This is a genomic window from Streptococcus sp. V919, assembly GCF_054353475.1.
Genome location: NZ_JBTHHY010000004.1, coordinates 17972 through 42170, shown reverse-complemented (window position 1 = coordinate 42170; position 24199 = coordinate 17972). Strand labels below are relative to the sequence as shown.

13 protein-coding genes are annotated in these 24199 nt (G+C 41.5%); 7 read left to right on the top strand and 6 right to left on the bottom strand.

From position 1 onward, the window contains the following. Positions 1 to 65: 65 nt before the first annotated feature. Complete coding sequence (locus tag ACXYSK_RS08660) at positions 66 to 920, top strand: VOC family protein (protein WP_458625713.1); 855 nt, start codon at positions 66 to 68, stop codon at positions 918 to 920. Positions 921 to 969: 49 nt separating this feature from the next. Here the strand turns inward: ACXYSK_RS08660 and ACXYSK_RS08655 are convergent, their stop codons facing one another. Next, complete coding sequence (locus tag ACXYSK_RS08655; RefSeq protein ID WP_458625712.1) at positions 970 to 2982, bottom strand: DUF2079 domain-containing protein; 2013 nt, start codon at positions 2980 to 2982, stop codon at positions 970 to 972. A gap of 485 nt (positions 2983 to 3467) precedes the next feature. Between ACXYSK_RS08655 and ACXYSK_RS08650 the strand changes: the two genes are divergently transcribed. After that, the gene (locus tag ACXYSK_RS08650) at positions 3468 to 3725 is read left to right on the top strand and encodes a metal-sensitive transcriptional regulator (RefSeq protein WP_006150993.1); all 258 of its coding nucleotides are present in this window, start codon (positions 3468 to 3470) and stop codon (positions 3723 to 3725) included. A gap of 97 nt (positions 3726 to 3822) precedes the next feature. On the opposite strand, the gene ACXYSK_RS08645 is transcribed toward ACXYSK_RS08650, so the two are convergent. Genes ACXYSK_RS08645 through ACXYSK_RS08635 form a run of 3 tightly spaced genes read right to left on the bottom strand, consistent with a single transcriptional unit; the run spans position 3823 to position 6087 of the window. After that, a complete protein-coding gene (locus ACXYSK_RS08645; protein ID WP_006151008.1) occupies positions 3823 to 4116 on the bottom strand; it encodes a rhodanese-like domain-containing protein in 294 nt (97 codons plus the stop codon). Beyond that, the gene (locus ACXYSK_RS08640) at positions 4106 to 5761 is read right to left on the bottom strand and encodes an FAD-dependent oxidoreductase (protein WP_458625711.1); all 1656 of its coding nucleotides are present in this window, start codon (positions 5759 to 5761) and stop codon (positions 4106 to 4108) included. Before ACXYSK_RS08640 ends, ACXYSK_RS08645 begins: the two co-directional genes overlap by 11 nt. A gap of 20 nt (positions 5762 to 5781) precedes the next feature. After that, the gene (locus ACXYSK_RS08635) at positions 5782 to 6087 is read right to left on the bottom strand and encodes a rhodanese-like domain-containing protein (RefSeq protein ID WP_458625710.1); all 306 of its coding nucleotides are present in this window, start codon (positions 6085 to 6087) and stop codon (positions 5782 to 5784) included. Between the two features lie 534 nt (positions 6088 to 6621). Here ACXYSK_RS08635 and rpoB point away from each other — a divergent pair. The 5 genes from rpoB to ACXYSK_RS08610 all read left to right on the top strand — a co-directional run bounded on the left by rpoB (position 6622) and on the right by ACXYSK_RS08610 (position 22787). Next, positions 6622 to 10224 (top strand): DNA-directed RNA polymerase subunit beta, encoded by a 3603-nt coding sequence (gene rpoB, locus ACXYSK_RS08630; RefSeq protein WP_458625709.1) that lies wholly within the window; start codon positions 6622 to 6624, stop codon positions 10222 to 10224. A 32-nt stretch (positions 10225 to 10256) separates the two neighbouring features. Beyond that, positions 10257 to 13907 (top strand): DNA-directed RNA polymerase subunit beta', encoded by a 3651-nt coding sequence (gene rpoC, locus ACXYSK_RS08625; RefSeq protein ID WP_458625708.1) that lies wholly within the window; start codon positions 10257 to 10259, stop codon positions 13905 to 13907. A 256-nt stretch (positions 13908 to 14163) separates the two neighbouring features. Next, positions 14164 to 20721, top strand: a complete 6558-nt coding sequence (locus tag ACXYSK_RS08620; protein ID WP_458625707.1) for a CshA/CshB family fibrillar adhesin-related protein — start codon at positions 14164 to 14166, stop codon at positions 20719 to 20721. A gap of 146 nt (positions 20722 to 20867) precedes the next feature. After that, entirely contained in the window at positions 20868 to 21431 is a 564-nt protein-coding gene (locus tag ACXYSK_RS08615; protein ID WP_458625706.1) for a sugar O-acetyltransferase, read from the top strand. Positions 21432 to 21584: 153 nt separating this feature from the next. Then, positions 21585 to 22787, top strand: coding sequence for a carbohydrate-binding domain-containing protein (locus ACXYSK_RS08610; protein ID WP_458625705.1), 1203 nt, complete (start codon positions 21585 to 21587; stop codon positions 22785 to 22787). A gap of 42 nt (positions 22788 to 22829) precedes the next feature. Here ACXYSK_RS08610 and ACXYSK_RS08605 read toward each other — a convergent pair whose 3' ends face one another. Together ACXYSK_RS08605 and ACXYSK_RS08600 are read right to left on the bottom strand one after the other, a co-directional pair. Continuing rightward, the gene (locus tag ACXYSK_RS08605; RefSeq protein ID WP_458625704.1) at positions 22830 to 22979 is read right to left on the bottom strand and encodes a hypothetical protein; all 150 of its coding nucleotides are present in this window, start codon (positions 22977 to 22979) and stop codon (positions 22830 to 22832) included. A 295-nt stretch (positions 22980 to 23274) separates the two neighbouring features. Further along, positions 23275 to 24150: a LysR family transcriptional regulator gene (locus ACXYSK_RS08600; protein ID WP_458625703.1), complete on the bottom strand. Its 876-nt coding sequence runs from the start codon at positions 24148 to 24150 to the stop codon at positions 23275 to 23277. Positions 24151 to 24199: the final 49 nt, after the last annotated feature.

The window sequence follows — 24199 nt, the reverse complement described above, 5'->3', positions numbered from 1 at the left end:
GACATTGGCTGAGAGGGGAGTATAATAGATGTAATAAAAGAAGTTACAACAAAGAGAGGTTTTCTATGGTTTATGAATATAATAGTCGCATTCATTTGGCTGAAGTAGCTTTAAATGTCAAGGACTTAGAAAGTCAGACAGCATTTTATCATCAGTTGCTTGGGTTGGAGATTTTGAATCAATCGGAAAATCAAGTTCTTTTAGGTGCTGGAGGAAAACCGTTAGTAAAACTGATCCAAATAGAGGATGCCAGCAATCCTAAGCAGAGTTATGGTCTTTATCATATGGCCCTTCTTTTGCCGACTCGTGAAGATTTGGCTAATATTCTTAAACACTTGTTAGACTTAAAGATTCCCTTGATTGGTGGTGCTGATCATGGCTATAGTGAGGCTATCTATCTAGAAGACCTGGAGGGTAATGGCATAGAACTCTATAGAGATAAGCCTGTGACAGTCTGGGATATTCGTGAGGATGGCCGTATTATTGGCGTGACAGAAGAACTTTCTGCTCAAGATATCTATGAACTAGGCAAAGAACTTGATCATTTTGTAATTGCAGAAGGCACTCGTATGGGCCATGTTCATCTATCTGTTAAAAATAGTCTAGAAGCGAGCTCTTTCTACCAAGAGTCTCTTGGTCTTGAGGATAAATTCACGATTCCACATGCCAGTTGGATAGCATCAGGGGCTTATCACCATCATCTGGCTGTCAATGAATGGGGTGGCAAAAACTTAGTTCGACGTAAGCATGGAATGGTGGGGCTAGCCTACTATGTGGTTGAAGTTGAGAACAAAGAGGAATTATTAAAAGTGTTTGCTCAATCTCCAACTAGCAAGGCCATCACTCAGTGGCTTTCGTCTGCAGAGTTTAGTGTGACTGACAAAGACGGTATCGTTACGCGAGTCAGGGTAGGAGATTAGAAAAGAGCGGTTCAATCTGCTTTAAAAGTAGTTTGAACTGCTCTTTTTTTTATTCAGGTTTTTCGAGAATGAAAAGTTCTTTTGTTGCGTACTTACTTTCCTTATATCCTAGTGTTTCATAACTGGCAATTACAGAATCATAGACATCGTTTTTCCCTTTTTGTTCTCGTGGAATTACAATATAATCAATTGATGGGTCAGCTTTTCGCTGGTTGTGGTAGAAAATATCGTATAGGGCCTGATGTTTTCTAAGTGCAGGTGTATAGCCTCCTTCTGCAACGATTGAGGCATCTTCTGGTAGAATTTCTAGGCCATATCTAATTGCATCGTATTTGTCCTTGTTTTGTTGGTAATAGGCAATGTTAGAAGACCAATTATGAGTAAGACGATGAAGAAAAGTACCAGAAAAAATAATACCCACAAAAATGACTGAAATCACCATTTTTTCTTTCATGAGTTTGTGTTCTTTTAAATCTTCTAAAGCAAGCAAGGCCATTATGAAGAGTAAGGCTCCACTACCATAACTATATTGGAAGCCGATGTCGTATTGATAAGGCCAATCCGGCAATAAATTAATAACTACTAAAGGTAGAGCTAAAAAATAAGTTGACCAGTTGCGTTGCAATAGTGGTAGAAAACACATAGGAGCTAACATCAGGAATAAATAACCTAGTTTTTTAGCCATGAATAAATGGCTGATGGCGAAACTTGGGTGAAGAACTAAATTTTTAAATACGGCTAAAATACCATTTTCATCTTTTAGTAAGAATGCATCGAATCGTGAGACCATTCCGCCTTCTCCGAATGTGCTCAGGATTAACAATGCTAGAGTGAAGTATAGAAGTGGTAGAAGAAATTCAGTTAGGATCAGCCATTGTTTGGTTTTGCTCGTCAGATTGAAACGTTTTTGTGATAAGAAATACATACCAATGCTAATAACATAGATAAAAGCATCTTCTTTCACAAGTAGTAGTAAAATAGTCGATACTAGGATACCCCACTTCTTCTCATTCACTATAAAATAGAATACCCAAAAAATCAAAGGAACTAAGAAACAATTTTCGTGTAGGTGATAACCTCCTGCAGTAGTTAATACTGGTAAAAGCACAAACCAAAGGACTGTCAAAATGTTTGCCAATTTCGATAAATTCAATTTTGATAGGAGTAATCTTAAAGGAATAACTGCAGAGAATACAACCCAAATTTGTAGTACCTCTAAAGTTTCAACATGAGGGAAAAGCTTGTAGAAAGGTAACATCAGATAGAAAATGGGTGAGATGTGAACTGCAAAGTGCGATAATACTCGATCGCGCTCTAGTGTTGTGATAGCGCTCAAATCGGTGCTCATGCGATGAAACATCTGTGAGAATAGACCAATATCAAAGGTAGAACCATCAAAGGTTTTTATTTTATAGATAAAAACAATCGAGAGATAGACAACATAGAGAGTAACGATAGAAAATACACCATAGGTTAGTAATTTTTTGTAGCGCTCTAAGTATTGCTTAAGAGGGGAGTTGTGAATTAAAAGAAGGGTGGTTCCTGAAAGCAAACCAGCAAAGATTACAGGCCAAATAATAATGTTAAATCGAGTGTCTGCCAAATTGAAAGCATGAAACTCAAGTGCAGTATCTTGGAAGTTTGAATTAAGCAATGTCAATAGACGAGGTGTTGTAAATAAAATAACTAGTAGGTACAGAAATGAAAATTTTTCTTTTCTGAGAAAACTGCCAATATATAGTACTAATGTCAGCAATAGCAAACCTAGGGATAAGAAAAAGGACATGCTCTTATAGATAGAAATAAATAATACAATGTTTAATAATAAAGTATTGATTTTGGAAATACTTAATGCAGGAATTTTTTTAGCAAAAAGAATCAAAGCGGACCCAACTATAAAAAAAGTTCCTATTATTAAAGCTGACACGGGAGCTAAGGCGAGAAATACATCGTGTGGTGTTGAAGTTAACAATTCGATCAAAATCATCAGAAGATAGGCTCCGAGTAAACACGATAAGTAATACATTCGTTGCTCTATCAAGTTTGTTAGAATTCGTTTCATTTCATAAAGTCCTCCAACTAGTATTCTATCATAAAAAAGTAATTTCTTTAGCTTGTGACTGATTATTATATAGTTTTGAGTTGCCTTTAAAAAAATCTCTTACATTTTTTGAAGAATTACTCATCGTATTATCAGTTAGCATTTTTGAAATAAAAAGTAAAGAAAAGATGAAATTATAAAAACCACCTTTTCTGAAAACAAGCCACAACTATACTCAAGTAAGAAAAATCCTTCAAAGCCCTAGCCTACTATGTGACTGAAATTGAGAACAAAGAGGAATTATTAAAAGTATTTGCTCAATCTAAAAGTAGCGAAGCGGTAACTCAGTGGTTTTCATCCTCAGAATTAAGCATGACTGACAAAGACGGTATCGTTACGCGAGTTAGAGTGGGGAACTAGAAGTCTTTACCTTTAAGATAAGTGCTCCTTTTGACAAAGGTCTGTATTAGAGATATAATGTAGAAAAATCGTTTAAGGATAAAGACATGACAAATTCAAAATACATTACACGCCTCAAACGCTCAGAGGGTCAATTGCGAGGTATTCAAAAGATGATGGAGGAAGAGCGTGATTGTGTCGATATCATTACTCAATTAACAGCAGTGCGATCCAGTGTTGATCGTATTATTGAACTGATGATAACGGAGAATTTAACATCTTGTATTAACGACCCTTTAGAGGATCCTCAAGCACAGAAGGAAAGATTGGAAAAGGCGGTTAAATACTTGATTAAACGCAAGTAATAAAAAACATACGTTTCTCTTAAATAGTGAACAAATGATTAAAAGAGCAGTTGGTTTTCTTGAAATTAGACCAATTGCTCTTTTTGAATTTTATTTATTAAATATCACCTGGCCAGTGGTTCATGCCACCTTCTACATTTGTGACGTTGAGCCCTTGGGCGCTGAGAAATTGACAGGCAGAGGCAGAACGTACACCTCCTTGACAGATGACATGGTATTCATGGTCAGTTTTGAGTTCTTTGTAGCCTTGCTCCAAGGTACTTAACGGAAGATTTTTGGCACCTGGTGCATGTCCTGCTTGGAATTCATGTACTTCACGGACATCGATAAGATCTAGATTTTCATTTTGATATTTTTCATAAAAGTCAGCCATGCTGATATTAGTTAGCATATTTTACTCCTTCTGGATTCGCCATTTTGTATAGTGAATAAGCGCCGTCAAGGTTTTGGACGGTAAATCCTGCTTGCTTGAGGATACGCTCTGCGATATAGCTGCGTAAACCACTGTGGCAGCTAACGATGTAGGCTTGGTTCTTGTCTAGTTCATCCAAGCGTTCCCGTAGTTCGTTTAGGGGGATGTGGATGGTGTCAACCTTAAGTCGACCACTTTGGAATTCGCCACTTGTCCGTACATCAAGAAATTTCTTACCCTTAGCCAGTTCGTCTTCGAGCTGGTACCATTGAACGTTGTCGCTGAGACCTTCGATAAGGTTCAAGGCTGCGTAGCCCAGCATATTGACGGGATCCTTGGCAGAACCAAATGGCGGTGCATAGGTGAACTCCAATTCTGGTAAGTCAAAGACGGTGAGATTTCCCTTGATAGCAGTTGCTAGGATATCGATTCGTTTGTCAACACCTTTCTTCCCAACTCCTTGGGCACCATAGATTTTTCCAGTGTTTGGGTCAAAGAGGAGCTTCAAGGTCATATCAGTAGCGCCAGGATAATAACCAGCGTGGTCTTTACCGCTGACATGAAGTGACTTGTAAGGAAGTTGATTCATGGTAAGGATACGCTCGCTGAGACCAGTCGAAGCAGCTGTCATATCAAAGGCACGAACGATCGCAGTGCCGATACTGCCTTTGTTTGTACGACCAAGTCCTGCGATGACGTCCGCCACTTGGCGTCCTTGACGATTGGCAGGAGAAGCGAGTGAGATGAGAGCGTCTTGGCCCGTAATCTCTTGCTTGACGACGATGGCATCCCCAACTGCAAAAATATCTTTTTGACTGGTTTCGTAATGTTCATCGACCAGGATCCCGCCACGAAGTCCCAGTTCAATCCCCGCAGCTTTAGCCAGAGTATTTTCTGGTTCAACACCGACAGAAAGGATGGTAAGGTCAGAAGTGATTTTTTGACCGTTTTCGAGAACGATGATTTTTCCTTGGTCTTCAAATCGAGTCGCAGACTGAGAAGTGATAACGCGAACGCCGTTTTTAACCAATTCTGTTTGGACAAAGGCTGCCATTTCTTGATCTAATGGTGGCAAGACATGAGGTGCTTTCTCCACGATAGTAACCTGCAATCCACGTTTTGCCAGGTTTTCAGCCATTTCAAGCCCGATAAAACCTGCACCGATGACGACAGCTTCCTTTGGATGCTTGTCCAAGGCGGCCATAATTTCATCGAGATCAGGAACATTTCGGAGTGCGTAAGCATTCTTAGCTTCTGCCAAGCCATCAATGGCAGGAACAAATGGCTTAGCTCCTGGAGAGAGAATCAACTTATCGTAGCCTTCTGTGAATTCCTGTCCATCATGGCGGACAGTCACAGTATGCTCTGCTGGCGAAATGCTGATGACCTCATGGAAAGGTCGTACATCCAGATTAAACCGTGCCTTGAGACTTTCAGGGGTTTGGACTAACAAATCTTCCCGTTTAGAAATTTCTCCTGAAACATAGTAAGGAAGTCCGCAGTTTGCAAAGGAAACAAAGGGACCTTTCTCAAAAATAGTGATTTCGGCGTCTTCCATGAGACGTCTGAGACGGGTTGCTGCTGACATCCCGCCTGCGACTCCCCCGACAATGATAATTTTCATTGATTTTCTCCTTTATGCTTCTAGATAACCTTACCTGTCCAAGCGCTCATACCGCCTCGGACATTGATGACATCGTAGCCTTTTTTCTTTAACTTCTTCGCAGCTAGTTTGCTGCGCACACCAGAATGACAAATGACATAGAGTGTTTCTTTTGTCGTTGGTGTATAAGATCCGATTTCGGATAGAGGGACATTCTTGGCATTTTTGATATGACCTCTATGGAATTCCGTAGGCGTCCGAACATCCAGTAGCTGAATCGGTTCTCTGAGTTTAGCTTCTAACTCGCTGGTAGAAATACTGTCAATTTTTGTAAATAAGTGAAACATAGGCACCTCCAAACATACCCTTATGGGGTATATTAAATCATGAAGTCAATCTTTTGTCAAGCAAGTTGAATTGATTAGTATTGTTTCTTTTTCAGTATACAAGATGCTATCTTACAAACTAAAGAGTTGGTTGGTAGGTTAATGAATAGAACCTGTTTTATTTATTCAACAACTAGTTGTCTAGAAAATAACCTTTTCTGAAAACAAGCCACAACTATACTAAAGCAAGAAAAATCCTTCAAAGGACTTGAAAAATTAGAGAAAATCGGGTATAATATGAGTAATCATTTGTCGTAGGTTTTGTCTGAAATATTGTCCGGACAAGGCTCACAGCAGTTAAATCTCCTCAAAAAAGTCGGATTTAACTGCTCTTTTTGTGCTTTTTTTCGGTATTTTTTGCATCTGTAACAGAGATTTAAAGATTCTGAAAAATTAGTCAAGGGGGATAAGTTGATAGGGGTTTTAGAACCATTAAACGATAATTATTAGCTTAGGCGACTAAGCTTGGAACTTTATTTACAAAGGAGAATCATCTTGGCAGGACATGACGTTCAATACGGGAAACATCGTACCCGTCGTAGTTTTTCAAGAATTAAAGAAGTTCTTGACTTACCAAATTTGATTGAAATTCAAACTGATTCATTTAAAGATTTCCTAGACCACGGTCTAAAGGAAGTGTTTGAAGATGTATTGCCAATTTCAAACTTCACAGAAACAATGGAGTTGGAATTTGTTGGCTACGAAATCAAAGAACCTAAATATACGCTTGAAGAAGCTCGCATCCATGATGCTAGTTATTCAGCACCAATCTTTGTAACTTTCCGCTTGATTAACAAAGAAACTGGCGAAATCAAAACTCAAGAAGTCTTCTTTGGTGATTTCCCAATCATGACTGAGATGGGTACTTTCATCATCAACGGTGGTGAACGTATTATCGTATCACAGTTGGTGCGTTCTCCAGGTGTTTACTTTAATGATAAAGTAGACAAAAACGGTAAAGTGGGCTACGGTTCAACTGTAATCCCTAACCGTGGAGCTTGGTTGGAATTGGAAAGCGACTCAAAAGACATCGCCTACACTCGTATCGACCGTACTCGTAAAATCCCATTTACGACCTTGGTTCGTGCGCTTGGTTTCTCAGGTGATGACGAAATCTTTGATATCTTTGGTGACAGCGAGTTGGTTCGCAATACTGTAGAAAAAGATATTCATAAAAATCCAATGGACTCTCGTACAGACGAGGCTTTGAAAGAAATTTATGAACGCCTTCGTCCAGGTGAACCGAAAACTGCTGAGAGTTCACGTACCTTGCTTTTAGCTCGTTTCTTCGACCCACGTCGTTATGACTTGGCTGCTGTAGGACGCTACAAGATTAACAAGAAACTAAATGTTAAAAATCGTTTACTCAACCAAACAATTGCTGAACCATTGGTAGATCCAGAAACTGGTGAAATCTTGGTTGAAAAAGGTACTGTCATGACTCGCGATGTCATCGAAAGTATCGAAGGCCACTTGGATGGTGACTTGAACAATATTGTCTACACTCCAAATGACTCAGCGGTATTGACAGAACCAGTCGTACTCCAAAAATTCAAGGTTGTAGCACCAACTGATCCAGATCGTGTTGTGACTATCATCGGTAATGCGAATCCAGATGATAAAGTTCGCACAATCACTCCAGCAGACATCCTTGCTGAAATGAGCTACTTTCTCAACTTGGCTGAAGGTATCGGTCGTGTCGATGATATTGACCACCTCGGAAACCGTCGTATCCGTGCCGTTGGTGAATTGCTTGCCAACCAAGTACGTCTTGGACTTTCACGTATGGAACGTAACGTTCGTGAACGTATGTCTGTTCAAGATAACGAAGTGTTAACACCTCAACAAATCATTAATATCCGTCCAGTAACTGCTGCAATCAAAGAATTCTTTGGTTCATCTCAATTGTCACAGTTCATGGATCAACACAACCCACTTTCTGAGTTGTCACACAAACGTCGTTTGTCTGCTTTAGGACCTGGTGGTTTGACACGTGACCGCGCTGGATATGAAGTGCGTGACGTGCACTACACTCACTATGGTCGTATGTGTCCGATTGAAACGCCTGAAGGACCAAACATCGGTTTGATCAACAACTTGTCTTCATATGGACACTTAAACAAGTATGGTTTCATTCAAACACCATACCGCAAGGTTGATCGTGCGACTGGTAAAGTAACCAACGAAATCGTTTGGTTGACTGCCGATGAAGAAGATGAGTACACAGTTGCTCAGGCTAACTCTAAATTGAACGCTGATGGCACTTTTGCAGAAAAAGTTGTCATGGGACGTCACCAAGGGGTTAACCAAGAATATCCAGCATCAAGTGTTGATTATATGGATGTTTCTCCAAAACAGGTAGTTGCCGTTGCGACAGCATGTATTCCTTTCTTGGAAAACGATGACTCCAACCGTGCCCTCATGGGTGCCAACATGCAACGTCAGGCGGTGCCTTTGATTGATCCAAAAGCACCATTTGTTGGTACTGGCATGGAATATCAAGCAGCTCACGACTCTGGAGCGGCTGTTATCGCTCAATACGATGGTAAAGTTACTTATGCAGATGCAGATAAGGTAGAAGTTCGTCGTGAAGACGGTTCGCTTGATGTTTACCATATCCAAAAATTCCGTCGTTCAAACTCAGGTACTGCCTACAACCAACGCACCCTTGTAAAAGTTGGTGATGTCGTTGAAAAAGGCGACTTTATCGCTGATGGACCTTCTATGGAAAAAGGTGAAATGGCGCTTGGACAAAACCCAATCGTTGCCTACATGACATGGGAAGGTTACAACTTCGAGGATGCCGTTATCATGAGCGAACGCTTGGTCAAAGATGATGTCTATACATCTGTCCACCTTGAAGAATACGAATCAGAAACACGTGATACAAAGCTTGGTCCTGAAGAAATAACTCGTGAGATTCCAAACGTTGGTGAAGATGCTCTTAAAGACCTTGACGAAATGGGGATTATCCGTATCGGTGCTGAGGTTAAAGAAGGAGATATCCTTGTAGGTAAAGTAACGCCTAAGGGTGAAAAAGATCTTTCTGCTGAAGAACGCCTCTTGCACGCTATCTTTGGAGACAAATCTCGTGAAGTTCGTGACACATCTCTTCGTGTACCACACGGTGCCGATGGTGTCGTTCGTGATGTTAAAATCTTTACACGTGCAAATGGTGATGAATTGCAATCTGGCGTTAATATGCTGGTTCGCGTCTACATCGCTCAAAAACGTAAGATTAAGGTAGGAGATAAGATGGCCGGACGTCACGGAAATAAAGGGGTTGTCTCTCGTATCGTTCCTGTAGAAGACATGCCTTACCTTCCAGATGGGACTCCAGTCGATATCATGTTGAACCCACTTGGGGTACCATCACGTATGAATATCGGTCAGGTTATGGAGCTTCACCTAGGTATGGCAGCTCGTACTCTTGGTATCCACATCGCAACACCAGTCTTTGACGGAGCAAGTTCTGAAGACCTTTGGGACACTGTCAAAGAAGCAGGTATGGATAGTGATGCTAAGACAATTCTTTACGATGGACGTACAGGTGAGCCATTCGATAACCGTGTGTCAGTCGGTGTCATGTACATGATCAAACTTCACCACATGGTTGATGATAAATTGCACGCACGTTCAGTCGGACCATACTCAACCGTTACACAACAACCACTTGGAGGTAAAGCTCAGTTTGGTGGACAACGTTTCGGTGAGATGGAGGTTTGGGCACTTGAAGCCTATGGTGCATCAAATGTCCTTCAAGAAATCTTGACCTACAAGTCTGACGATATCAACGGACGTTTGAAAGCTTATGAAGCTATTACAAAAGGAAAACCAATTCCAAAACCAGGTGTTCCAGAATCGTTCCGAGTTCTTGTAAAAGAATTGCAATCTCTTGGTCTTGACATGCGTGTCCTTGACGAAGATGATCAAGAAGTGGAACTTCGTGACCTCGATGAAGTGGAAGACGATGATGTCATCCACGTAGATGACCTTGAAAAAGCCCGCGAAAGAGCAGCTCAAGAGGCAAAAGCAGCCTTTGAAGCTGAAGAAAATGCAAAAGCGGAAGCAACAGAAGAAGCTGCTGAACAAGAATAAGCAGTTCACTTAAAATAGAAAGGGAAGAAATAGTGGTTGATGTAAATCGTTTTAAAAGTATGCAAATCACACTAGCTTCTCCAAGCAAAGTCCGTTCATGGTCTTATGGAGAAGTCAAAAAACCTGAAACAATCAATTACCGTACGTTGAAACCAGAACGTGAAGGACTCTTTGATGAGGTGATCTTTGGTCCTACAAAAGACTGGGAATGTGCTTGTGGTAAATACAAACGCATTCGTTACAGAGGGATTGTTTGTGACCGTTGTGGTGTTGAAGTAACGCGTACAAAAGTTCGTCGTGAACGTATGGGACACATCGAGTTGAAAGCTCCTGTATCTCATATCTGGTATTTCAAGGGGATTCCAAGCCGTATGGGCTTGACCCTTGATATGAGTCCTCGTGCCCTCGAGGAAGTTATCTACTTTGCTGCTTATGTGGTGATCGATCCAAAAGATACACCACTTGAGCACAAATCTATCATGACAGAGCGTGAATACCGTGAACGCTTGCGTGAATATGGTCAAGGATCATTCGTTGCCAAAATGGGTGCCGAAGCTATCCAAGACCTCTTGAAACAAGTAGATCTCGAAAAAGAAATTGCTGAACTCAAAGAAGAGTTGAAAACAGCTACTGGGCAAAAACGTGTCAAAGCTATCCGTCGTTTGGATGTTTTGGATGCCTTTTACAAGTCTGGAAATAAACCTGAATGGATGGTTCTTAATATCCTTCCGGTTATTCCACCAGATCTTCGCCCAATGTTGCAACTGGATGGTGGCCGTTTTGCCTCATCTGACTTGAATGATCTTTATCGCCGTGTTATCAACCGTAACAACCGTTTGGCTCGTTTGCTTGAGTTGAATGCCCCAGGTATCATCGTTCAAAATGAGAAGCGTATGCTTCAAGAAGCAGTTGATGCTTTGATTGACAATGGTCGTCGTGGTCGTCCAATCACAGGGCCAGGTAGTCGTCCGCTTAAATCATTGAGCCACATGCTCAAAGGTAAACAAGGACGCTTCCGTCAAAACTTGCTCGGTAAACGTGTTGACTTCTCAGGACGTTCTGTTATCGCCGTTGGTCCAACTCTTAAGATGTACCAATGTGGTGTGCCACGTGAAATGGCTATCGAGCTCTTTAAACCATTCGTGATGCGTGAAATCGTTGCACGCGATATCGTGCAGAACGTGAAAGCTGCGAAACGTTTGGTAGAACGTGGAGATGAACGCATCTGGGATATCCTCGAAGAAGTGATCAAAGAACACCCAGTTCTTTTGAACCGCGCACCGACCCTTCACCGTTTGGGTATCCAAGCCTTCGAGCCGGTCTTGATTGATGGTAAAGCTCTTCGCTTGCACCCACTTGTCTGTGAAGCCTACAATGCCGACTTCGACGGTGACCAAATGGCCATCCACGTACCGCTTTCAGAAGAAGCTCAAGCAGAAGCTCGTATCTTGATGCTTGCTGCTGAGCACATCTTGAACCCTAAAGATGGTAAACCAGTTGTTACACCATCTCAGGACATGGTTTTGGGTAACTACTACTTGACCATGGAAGAAGCTGGTCGTGAAGGTGAAGGAATGGTCTTCAAAGACCGTGACGAAGCTGTTATGGCTTACCGTAATGGTTATGTTCACCTTCACTCGCGTGTTGGTATTGCAACAGATAGCCTCAACAAACCATGGACAGAAGAGCAAAAACACAAAATCTTGCTTACAACTGTCGGTAAAATCCTTTTCAATGATATCATGCCAGAAGGCCTACCTTACTTGCAAGAACCTACAAATGCGAACTTGACAGAAGGTGTTCCAGATAAGTACTTCTTGCCACTAGGTGGAAATATCAAGGAAGCTATTAGCAAACTTGAAATTAACGCCCCATTTAAGAAGAAAAACCTTGGAAATATCATCGCTGAAATCTTCAAACGTTTCCGTACGACAGAAACATCTGCCCTACTTGACCGTATGAAGAACCTCGGCTACCACCATTCAACTCTTGCAGGTTTGACAGTGGGTATTGCCGATATCCCAGTTGTTGAAGACAAGGCTGAAATCATCGAAGAATCACACAAACGTGTAGAACAAATCACAAAACAATTCCGTCGTGGTATGATCACAGATGACGAGCGCTACAATGCTGTTACAGCTGAATGGCGTGCTGCCCGTGAAAAATTGGAAAAACGTTTGGTTGCCAACCAAGATCCTAAGAACCCAATCGTTATGATGATGGACTCTGGTGCCCGTGGTAACATCTCAAACTTCTCACAACTTGCCGGTATGCGTGGTCTGATGGCTGCTCCGAACGGACGTATCATGGAATTGCCAATCCTTTCAAACTTCCGCGAAGGTTTGTCAGTACTCGAAATGTTCTTCTCAACTCACGGTGCTCGTAAAGGTATGACCGATACGGCCCTTAAAACAGCCGACTCAGGTTACTTGACTCGTCGTTTGGTTGACGTTGCCCAAGATGTTATCATCCGTGAGGATGACTGTGGAACTGACCGTGGTCTCTTGATTCGCTCTATTACTGAAGGTAAAGAGATGATTGAGTCTCTTGAAGAACGTCTCAATGGTCGTTACACTAAGAAAACTGTTAAGCATCCAGAAACTGGTGCAGTTATCATCGGTCCAAATGAATTGATTACAGAAGACAAGGCACGTGAAATTGTCAATGCTGGTGTCGAAGAAGTAACGATCCGCTCAGTATTTACATGTAACACTCGTCATGGTGTCTGCCGTCACTGTTATGGTATTAACTTAGCGACTGGTGATGCTGTTGAAGTCGGTGAAGCAGTTGGTACAATCGCTGCCCAATCTATCGGGGAACCTGGTACACAGCTTACAATGCGTACCTTCCACACGGGTGGGGTTGCCTCAAATACCGATATCACTCAAGGTCTTCCTCGTGTCCAAGAAATCTTTGAAGCCCGTAATCCGAAAGGGGAAGCGGTCATCACAGAAGTCAAAGGGGAAGTTACAGCAATCGAAGAAGATGCTTCAACTCGTACTAAGAAAGTCTTTGTTAAAGGTGAAACTGGAGAAGGCGAATATGTTGTGCCATTTACAGCACGTATGCGTGTAGAAGTTGGAGACCAAGTTTCTCGCGGTGCAGCCTTGACAGAAGGTTCTATCCAACCAAAACGTCTCCTTGCTGTACGTGATGTCTTGTCAGTTGAAACTTACCTTCTAGGTGAAGTACAGAAAGTTTACCGTAGCCAAGGGGTAGAAATCGGTGACAAACACATCGAGGTAATGGTTCGTCAAATGATCCGTAAAGTTCGCGTCATGGATCCAGGAGATACAGACCTTCTCATGGGTACTCTCATGGATATCAACGACTTTACAGATGCTAACAAAGATGTTCTTATCGCAGGTGGAGTTCCAGCAACAGGTCGTCCAGTCCTAATGGGAATCACAAAAGCCTCACTTGAAACAAATAGTTTCTTGTCAGCTGCTTCCTTCCAGGAAACAACTCGTGTCCTTACAGATGCAGCTATCCGTGGTAAGAAAGACCATCTCCTTGGTCTCAAGGAAAATGTTATCATCGGTAAGATCATCCCAGCTGGTACTGGTATGGCTCGCTACCGTAACATTGAACCACTAGCGAGTAATGAAGAATCATCTCTTGCTGATTCACAAGAGGAAGAGCAAGTGGATGTCCTAGTAGAGACTGTTGAAACAAGTGAATAATCTACTCATATAAAAGAGGGAAACTTCCCTCTTTTGGTGTGTATTGGTCATGACAGTGTAATGTATATTTTCCTAAAAAATAGGAATATTATGGAATTAAGGTATATTAATTTCATTTTTAAAAAAGTGAGCAAAAAGCTTTGCTTTTAGACTTCCTCATGATAAATAAGACAGTTGCATGTTTAGGATTTTGTTAAAAACAATGCATAAATGATAAAAAAGATATACTCCCAAAAGGAAAATGGAGGAAAAAATCGTGAAAAATGATTTGTTTAACGACCGAATCAGTCGATTCTCGATCCGTAAACTTCATGTAGGAGTTTGCTCGGTCCTACTAGGAACGTTAGTGATGCTCGGAACTGCCACAGGTGTTGGTGCCGATGAAGTGACGGAAGAAAAACAAGCTGATGGGGTTGCAGCAACGACAGAAGTCGGTAAAGCTGAAACTCCTGTTGCGGCTGAAGCAGCAACAACTAAAGAAACAACAGCTAAAGAAGTAACTTACCAAGCAGAAGCAGCCCCTGCGGTTTCAACTGAGGTAAAACCTGAACTTAAGACTGAAACATTAGCAGCTTATGTTGCTGAGATTGAAGCGAACTTGGCAAACGGTCAGTACAACAACAAGACAGACGAGAGTGTTGAAATTCTTAAGGTAGGTCTTGCTAATGCTAAAAATGCACTTACTTCTGCTACAAGTCAAGCTGAACTAGATGCAGCTTATCAATCGCTTGTAACAACTGTCAATGCTAAACTAAAAAATAAAGAAAAAGTTGTAGCTGAAGAAAAAGTAGCAACTGCTGATAAGACAGAAGTAACAACTGGAAAACCTGCAGAAAACACAAAACCAGCTGAAGGTACAAACTCAATTACGAATACAGGTAAAAACGACCCTCGTAATGGCAAAGAGATTGACAAAAACACAGCCTTCCGTGCTGATACAGTGACAGCTACTGGGATTGGTGCAGACGTTGAAGACGCAACTTCTACACCAAAGGTGGAAAAACCAGGATTCACAACAGATATAAAAGCAGCGGATTTGGCGAGTCAAATCTCATGGTTGGACTTTGGGGATACAGCTAACTGGACAGGTACAACGACGACATCAGATGGCAAACTTGCCCTCCAAGTTGGGGCTACCTATACCAAGGAAATTATGCCTGGCTATGTGGTAACCATCAAGGTAAAATCTTTGAAGCCTTTCCAAGCGACAGAAATATACAAAAATCGCCTTGAAGAACGAGGAGCAACAGAAGCTGAAAAAGCGACCTATGATCCAAACGCTAAAAATGGTTATGTGAATGGAAATGCAAATCCGTTTACCTTGGCGGAATTTAATGCCGGTGAAGAAGCTAAGGTTATTGCCGAGCCTCAAAACCGTTGGACTGAAATTAAAGGCGAGGGGATTGATACTGGTACAACTAAGAAAACTACTATTAGTTCAGAATTAACCGGCGGGAACATTGGGATCCAGTTTGAAGTTTCTGCGACCTTCCGTGGCAAAACCGTCAAACCTGCCATTGTCATGGCAGATGGTGAGTCAGCTAACCCTGGTGAATTGGTTCTGTTTACCACCAATGGAGAAGGATGGAAACACATTGGTGAGTGGTATAAATATGGAAAAAAATGGACTAGAACGTTTATTCCACAAAATACAGACAATTTATTTGGTTCAAACCCTTCCACCAATATAGACGGCATGAATTTCTCTAGAACTAATCTTGACCAACTTCGTAGAACAACTCAAGTTGGACCAGACAAAAAAGAGGTTGCCTGGAAGTACTTTGGAAGTGCTGATTTAACAACTGGAGGTCTCGGAACAGGAGTCTTCGGACCAAATATTTCTGCAAGTGATGTTGCTGTTCCTCTTGTTATGACAAAGGGAGCTTCTGAAATCGGTCTTTACATTGCTTCAGGTGGTAAACAATCTGCTATGGTTGGATTTTTCCCGCTTGATGAAGGAGATGCGCCTGAATCATACGGTAAGGCAGTTCATTCAATTGCAACTGTGGATGGGATTACCGGTAAGAAAGTAAACCAACCTTATCTCGGCCACTTGAGTCCTGATATGGATGAAAACAATACCCTTGATTGGACTGGTGACGATAAAGCGACCACTGCGGATGAAGGCATCGACCAATTACTTCCAAATGATCTCAAAGGAAAAACCAATGAGCTGATCAAGATGGACCGGACACGTCCAGGTAATTACACCATTTCAGTGGAAGCTCATACGGGTGGAGCAGCAAAAGCTAACATCTATGGTTGGATAGATTTCAACCAAAACGGAACCTTTGATGAAGATGAACGTTCTGATTTAACAACTATTACCCAAGATGGAACGGCTACGTTAAGCTTTACAAAGAGTAAAACCTATATTGATCCTAGTGTCAATGAATTGGGTGTTCGGATCCGTATCGCAAAGAATGATAAGGAGATTGAAAGTCCAACGGGTATGGCTTTCTCTGGTGAGGTTGAAGACTTTAAGACTCAAATCACTCACCCACCAAAAGGGGAATTTAAAGAAACAACTGGTCTTCAAGGGGCGAAGCAAACTGCAACTGTAGCCTTTACTGCTCGAGGTTTGCAAGGGTATAGCCTAACAGAAGCAGCTAAAATTGATGAAACAATTGAACCTTACATTGTTGATTCTAATGGAAACAAAGCTACTTTGGATGCGGAAGGTTACTATGTCGTACCAGGCCAAGGTAAATACAAAGTTACTGGTAATGGTAAAGATGTAGATGTGGAATTCATTCCAGAAGATCACTTCCTCGGAACAGCTGATGGAATCTCTATCCGTCGTTCAGACAGCAATGGCTACGATACGGGTTGGTCAACAAAATTCCCAGCTGATGAAGCCAATGTAGATACTGTTTTGAATACCATGGATGGTCTTTATATCCCTACTGTTACACCAACGGATATTGAAGGGGTAGATAAGACTTCGACAGATGTTCAAGGTGCGACTCAAACTGGTACACCAACCTTTAACACAACTACAACGAATGTTAATGGCGAAAAGATCTCTGTCACTCCAAGCTTGGAATACCCTGCTAAATTGGTGGACCCAGCGACTGGTCAAGTAACCAATGCAACCTCTGTAACAGTGGCAGGTGAAGGAACATACAGCATTGATGATGCTACTGGTAAAGTAACTTTTGTTCCAGAACCAGGATTCACAGGTACAGCTCAAGGTGTTACCGTATCAGTAACAGCTCCTGTCGGAAAAGATAAAGACGGTACCGTCCGTGATGAATACCTTAAGACTGCAACAGCTAAGTACACTCCAACTGTCACACCAATCACAGTGACTCCTACAGACAAGGTTTCTGCGGATATTCAAAATGTTCCTCAAACACAAACACCAACTTTTGATTTGAGTAACGATAAGACTGTTGAAATCACTAGCAAGAAATTGGTGGATCCAGCAACTGGTCAACCGACTGATGAAACAACTGTAACAGTAGCAGGTGAAGGTAGCTATACAATCGATCCTACTACAGGCGCAGTGACCTTCACACCTGAAAAAGACTTTGTTGGAACTGCAACTGGTGTGACCGTTCAAGCAACAGCGACGATTACCAACGCAGACGGCAAGACAGCAACCATCACATCTGATGCAACTTACACACCAACTGTTGTAGCGGCTGTTCCAACAGCAAACCCAGCAACTTCTAAAGATATCCAAGGTGCTACTCAAACAGGTACACCAACCTTTGCAGGAAAAACTGTTCAGGTAAATGGTGAAGATAAAGCTATTACCATTAAAGACAATAGCTACACATTGCTAGATAAAGATGGTAACGAAGTTTCAACGACACCAGCTTATGCTGCTGATGGTACGACTGAAATCGGTACTTACTCAATCGATCCTACAACTGGTCAAGTAACCTTCACACCGACTGACAAGTCATACACTGGCGCAGTCACACCAGCCAAGGTTCAAGCTGAAAGCTCAAACGGTATCAAGGTGGATACAACTTACACGCCTGAAATCGTTCCAGTAACACCAACAGCAACACCAGCTGAAACAGAAGATATCCAAGGTGCCACTCAAACAGGTAAACCTGAATTCAAAGGTGGAACTGTAACGGTTGATGGCGTTGAAAAGACTGTTGAAATCAATGAAGACGTTCCAGCAAAATTCGACGACGGGTCAACAACTAAGACCGTTGAAGGTGTTGGTACTTACACAGTAGCAGCAGATGGAACTGTGACATTTGTTCCTGAGAAATCATTTGTCGGAACTGCACCAGCCGTGACCGTTGTCCGCGAAGATAAGAACGGAACCAAAGCTTCTGCAACATACACACCAACTGTATTACCTGTGACTCCAACTGCAACTCCAGCAGAAACAACTGACATTCAAGGTGCAACTCAAACAGGTAAACCTGAATTCAAGGGTGGAACTGTGACTGTTGATGGCGTTGAGAAAACTGTTGAAATCAACGAAGATGTTCCAGCAACATTTGACGATGGCTCAACAACTAAGACAGTAGAAGGCGTTGGTACTTACACAGTAGCAGCAGACGGAACGGTAACCTTTGTTCCTGAGAAATCATTTACTGGAACTGCTCCAGCAGTGACAGTTGTTCGTGAAGATAAGAATGGAACCAAAGCTTCTGCAACTTATACACCAACTGTAACTCCAGTAACACCGACTGCGACACCAGCTGAAACTACAGATATCCAAGGTGCTACACAAACTGGTAAACCTGTATTTACTGAAGGCGATAGCCGTGTGCCAATGAACGATGACGTTCCAGCTACTTTCGACGATGGTTCAACTACCAAGACAGTAGATGGCGTTGGTACTTACACAGTAGCAGCAGACGGAACTGTAACCTTTGTCCCTGAAAAATCATTCACAGGTAAAGGAACAGGCGTAACTGTTAAACGTGTAGATAAGAATGGTACACCTGTAACAGCTAAGTACACACCAACAGTAACACCAGTAACACCAACCGCAACACCAGCTGAATCAGAAGCACCTCAAGGTGTAGTTCAAACTGGTACAGTAGCCTTTACAGAAGGTGATCCAGTAGCACCAATCGACAAGGATACCATTACTCTCCTTGATGAAAACGGTCAACCAGCTGCATCAGTAGTTGCTAAATCACCAGAAGGGAAAGAAATCGGTACTTTCACAGTTGATAAAGAAACAGGTGTTGTAACCTTTACACCAACTGATAAGTCTTACTCAGGTGAAGTAGTTCCGGTTAAAGTTCAAGCTAAAGATGCCAACGGCACTCCGGCTGAAACAACATACACACCTAAGATTACTCCAGTAACTCCAACAGCGGATCCAACAACATCAACAGATATCCAAGGTAAGACACAAACAGGCAAACCAACCTTCACAGAAGGTAACCCAGATGTGCCGATGGATGATGATGTTCCAGCAACCTTCGAAGATGGTTCAACAACTAAGGTAATTCCAGGCGAAGGAACATATACTGTAGCTCCAGACGGAACAGTTACATTCGTACCAGAAAAATCATTCACAGGAACAGGAACAGGCGTGACTGTTAAACGTGTTGACAAGAATGGTACACCAGTTACAGCTAAGTACACCCCAACTGTAACTCCAGTAACACCAACAGCAGAACCAGCAACATCAACAGATATCCAAGGTAAGACACAAACAGGCAAACCAACCTTCACACCAGGTAACCCAGATGTGCCGATGGATGATGATGTGCCAGCAACCTTCGAAGATGGTTCAACAACTAAGGTCATTCCAGGCGAAGGAACATATACTGTAGCTCCAGATGGAACAGTTACATTCGTACCAGAAAAATCATTCACAGGAACAGGAACAGGCGTGACTGTTAAACGTGTTGACAAGAACGGTACGCCAGTTACAGCTAAGTACACCCCAACTGTAACTCCAGTAACACCAACAGCGGAACCAGCTACATCTATTGGACCAAAAGGTAAAGAACAATCTGGTACACCAACCTTCACACCAGGTAACCCAGATGTGCCTATGAATAATGATGTCCCAGCTACATTTGAAGATGGTTCAACAACTAAGACTGTTGAAGGAGTTGGTACATACACAGTAGCTCCAGATGGAACAGTAACCTTTAAACCAGAACCAGAATTTACTGGAACTGCTCCATCAGTGACAGTTGTGCGTGAAGATGTTAACGGAACAAAAATTTCTGCAACTTACACACCAACTGTAACCCCAGTTACTACGTTTGTAGACAAAGATGGTAAACCAATTCCAGGTAACCCAACAGAAGACGGTGAACAACCTAAGAAAGATATCCCAGGTTACCGCTTCGTTGAAACTAAGAAATTGCCTAACGGGGATACAGTCCATGTCTACGAAAAAATAACAACTTCATATGTTGATGAAAATGGTAAACCAATTCCAGGTAACCCAACAGAAGATGGCGAACAACCTAAGAAAGATATTCCAGGTTATGAATTTGTGAAGACAGTTGTCGATAAAGATGGTAATGTCCAACACATCTACAAGAAGAAAGTGACACCAACACCAACGCCAACACCAGCACCAGCACCAGTGCCAACACCAGCACCAGCACCAGTGCCAACGCCAGCACCAGTGCCAACACCAGCTCCGGTGCCAGCACCAAATTCAGTAGTAACACCAAATGTGAAACCAACCATAGTTCCAGAAACCCCAGCTACATCAGCTCAAGTTTCTGAAACTCCAGCTAAGGAAAATACTCCTAAATTGCCAAATACTGGTACTGAAGATCATGCTAGTCTTGCTGCCCTTGGTTTAGTAGGTGTCTTGAGTGGATTTGGACTTATCGCTCGTAAAAAGAAAGAAGACTAATAAACTCTGTAAAGTAGTGAGAAAGTCACCTTTCTAATTAAAAACTAGTACATCTAAAGATGTACTAGTTTTTTTAATCTCTTTGCTGCTTGTCTAAAGGATAGAACTATGCTACAATCTTGTAAAGCAAACAAGGAAGTCAAACTATGAAAAGTGAATATCAAAAAATGATTGCGGGAGAACCCTATCACCCGTTCGATCCAGAACTTCGTGCTCTAGCACAAATAGCACGACAAAATCAAGCAACTTTTAATGCAGAAGTCGATCCAGTAAAAGGTATGGAAATCATCAAAGGCTGGTTTGGCTCAACTGGTGAAAATCTCTATGTCAATACTCGTTTGGTGGTGGATTATGGTGTCAATATTCATTTGGGAGAAAATTTTTATTCCAATTGGAATTTAACCATGTTGGATGTTTGTCCGATTACCATAGGAGACAATGCCATGATTGGTCCTAACTGTCAATTTTTAACACCCCTTCATCCCCTTGATCCGAATGAACGAAATTCTGGGATAGAATTTGGGAAACCCATTACGATAGGGAAAAATTTCTGGGCAGGTGGTGGTGTCATTGTCCTACCGGGTGTTACTTTAGGTGATAATGTTATTGCAGGAGCAGGAGCAGTCATTACTAAATCTTTTGGTAATAATGTAGTTCTGGCAGGCAACCCAGCACGAGTTATCAAAGAAATTCCAGTCAAAGAAAATTAAAAGAACAGCAAGATGCTGTTCTTTTTTGTACCATAAATAATGATTATTAATGAAGTTCGGATGGGGTTAAGAAAACTTTCAGAAAAAGTTTAGGCTTCTTTTAGGAAAGTCCCGTAGACTAAAATCATGTAAATGAAAGATGAGGAAATGATCATGAAAGCGAAAAAATGGACATTCTTATTAACGAGTATAGCAACTCTAGCACTGGTGACAGCTTGTACCCAGTCAACTTCAAATACAACAACTAGCAATACCGCAACAACCACTACATCAACTACAAACGCTAAGAAAACTAGCTATTTTACGGATAAAGACTATGATACTTCTTACGATGAAAAGACGGCAGCAACTGTAACGCTGTCAGGGTCATCTGCAACTGTTTCTGGTGACGGAGTTGCCGTATCAGATTCTACCGTCACAATTTCTAAGTCAGGAACCTATGTGATTTCTGGACAATCTGATGGTGTTCAAATCAAGATTGAAGCTGAAAAAACAGATGATGTGCATCTCGTACTAAACGGTGTGACTATGACCAATACCAATGCTGCTATTTCTGCAAAATCAGCAGGTCATGTTTATGTGACCCTAGTAGATGGAACTACAAATAGCTTGTCAGATTCTGCTACTAATAGCGATGAAAAGGCCGATGCAGCCTTCTTCTCTAAAGTAGATTTGACCATCAATGGTAAAGGGACTCTCAATGTAGATGGCAAGAAAAACAATGCTATCAAGGCTAACGACACGCTTCACATCACAGGTGGAACCTACAACATCACAGCAGTTGGAGATGCCTTTAATGTCAATGATGAGCTCAACATCACTGGAACAACCATGACCATCGATGCCAAGGAAGACGGAGTCAAGGCCGATAATGATGATGATACATCTGTTGGAACCATGTATCTCTCTGATAATACTATTACTGTTACTGCTGGTGATGATGGTATCCACGCTTCAGGTGATTTGGTTATTGATAGTGGAACCTACACAGTTAAGAATTCTACAGAAGGGCTTGAAGGTAAGTCAATCACTATTAACGGCGGGGATATCACCATCTACTCAACAGATGATGGTGTCAATGCAGCCAACAAAAATGCCCAACAAAGCGAAATCTTCTTTACTATGAATGGTGGGAATTTGACAGTTGAAGTTGGCCAAGGGGACACAGATCCAATTGACTCAAATGGGAATATCACAGTTAATGGAGGAACCATCAAAATGACTGGTCAATCTGGTTTTGACTTTGACGGAACAGCGACCTACACAGGTGGAGATATCTACCTCAATGGTGAAAAACAAACTGAAATCGTCAATTCTATGCCTGGAGGCGGAGGAGCACCTGGCGGACACCCATAAAATAAAAATCTCCTTTCTCGAAAGAGAAGGGAGAGTTTCTTTTCAATTTTTGGGAAGAGCTGCAGGAGCAGCTTGATTTGTTGCAGGTGCAACGTCATCAGCAGAAGCAATAGTCGTTCCTGTGAAGACAGTTCCTAAAACAACAGAAGCTAAAGTTAAAGTTTGTTTACGTAAAATAGTATATTTTTTCAAAATACTTTCCCTTTTAATAAACTTTTTTTCTGATACCGGTTTTTAAATACTTATCAATGGCATATTAATCAAGGTTTTTGGGATTTTCATATCTCTAGTTATTAATAAAAAACCGAACAAGAAAAATATACATGAAATAATTTAAATACACAAAACTCACGAAAAAATAGGATTCCTACCAATTTTCAGGAATCCTTATTTTATTGGTATTTCTACTATATTTTTTTGTCGTAAAAAATACTAGCTAGTCACTTTATTTATGTTTCTGCATTAGCACTAAGAACAAAGACGGCGACTAGTTTAGTAATTTTTCAAAGAATTGGATGACCTCCGGTTTGAGATTACTTTCTTTTGGTTCAACTAGTGAAACGTAAAAACTAATCCGTTCATTTTCTGCCATCGGAATCGCGATTAGTTCTTCTTCACTATCTGTTAGTGCAAGATCGGCTAGTAAGCTAATTCCAACTTGTTTCCGAAGGAGTTGTTTTAGAAGTTGAATATCATCTGTCTGAAAGAAGGGGGTAGCCTTATGGTGATAACGCTCATTCAACTGTTCAAAGGCTTTTAAATGAACAAAGTGCTCATCTGGAATGATAAAATCTTCATCGATGACGTCTGAAAATTGTAATACCTTTTTTGAGGCTAGTGGATGGTTGTGATGAAGGATATAGAAGAGATCTCGTTTGGCCATTTCTCTTACCTGAAAGCGATGGTCTTTAATCGGTTCCAAACTCCCCAAAAAACTAGCATCTAGCTCTCCTTTGGAAAGTAATTCCAAAAGTTCGACAGATCCTTCTTGAACAGGATGGATACTTTGAAGAGCTGCAATATTACTGATAAAGGCGGGTTGTTTTCGGACAAGATAGTCAATGATGATTGGTGGGAAACCAATCGTATTGAATTGAGAGAGACTCCGTAGAATCTCTTTTTTTGCCCCTTGAATCTCAGGTAAGACCTTTTGAATATGTCGTAGCAAGATTTCTCCTTGGGGCGTCAATTTGAAAGTACGGTGAGAAGGATCGTGCACGATTAATTGGCAGTGAAATTCCTTTTCTAGTCGTTTAATCGCATAGGAAACGGATGGTTGACTGATCCCGTGTTTTTGAGCAACCCCAGTAAAGGATTGCTGTTGACTAAGATCAAGAAAATAATAAAAGTCCTTAAGATTCATTGGGCTCCCTCTTCTAAATAGACAGACATGGATAAGCAAAAATTATCCG

Coding starts and splice junctions, on each gene's coding strand:
- ACXYSK_RS08660 (WP_458625713.1), top strand. CDS start 66: ATGGTTTATGAATATAATAGTCGCATTCATTTGGCTGAAGTAGCTTTA.
- ACXYSK_RS08650 (WP_006150993.1), top strand. CDS start 3,468: ATGACAAATTCAAAATACATTACACGCCTCAAACGCTCAGAGGGTCAA.
- ACXYSK_RS08615 (WP_458625706.1), top strand. CDS start 20,868: ATGAAAAGTGAATATCAAAAAATGATTGCGGGAGAACCCTATCACCCG.
- ACXYSK_RS08640 (WP_458625711.1), bottom strand. CDS start 5,761: ATGAAAATTATCATTGTCGGGGGAGTCGCAGGCGGGATGTCAGCAGCA.
- ACXYSK_RS08655 (WP_458625712.1), bottom strand. CDS start 2,982: ATGAAACGAATTCTAACAAACTTGATAGAGCAACGAATGTATTACTTA.
- ACXYSK_RS08610 (WP_458625705.1), top strand. CDS start 21,585: ATGAAAGCGAAAAAATGGACATTCTTATTAACGAGTATAGCAACTCTA.
- ACXYSK_RS08645 (WP_006151008.1), bottom strand. CDS start 4,116: ATGCTAACTAATATCAGCATGGCTGACTTTTATGAAAAATATCAAAAT.
- ACXYSK_RS08635 (WP_458625710.1), bottom strand. CDS start 6,087: ATGTTTCACTTATTTACAAAAATTGACAGTATTTCTACCAGCGAGTTA.
- ACXYSK_RS08600 (WP_458625703.1), bottom strand. CDS start 24,150: ATGAATCTTAAGGACTTTTATTATTTTCTTGATCTTAGTCAACAGCAA.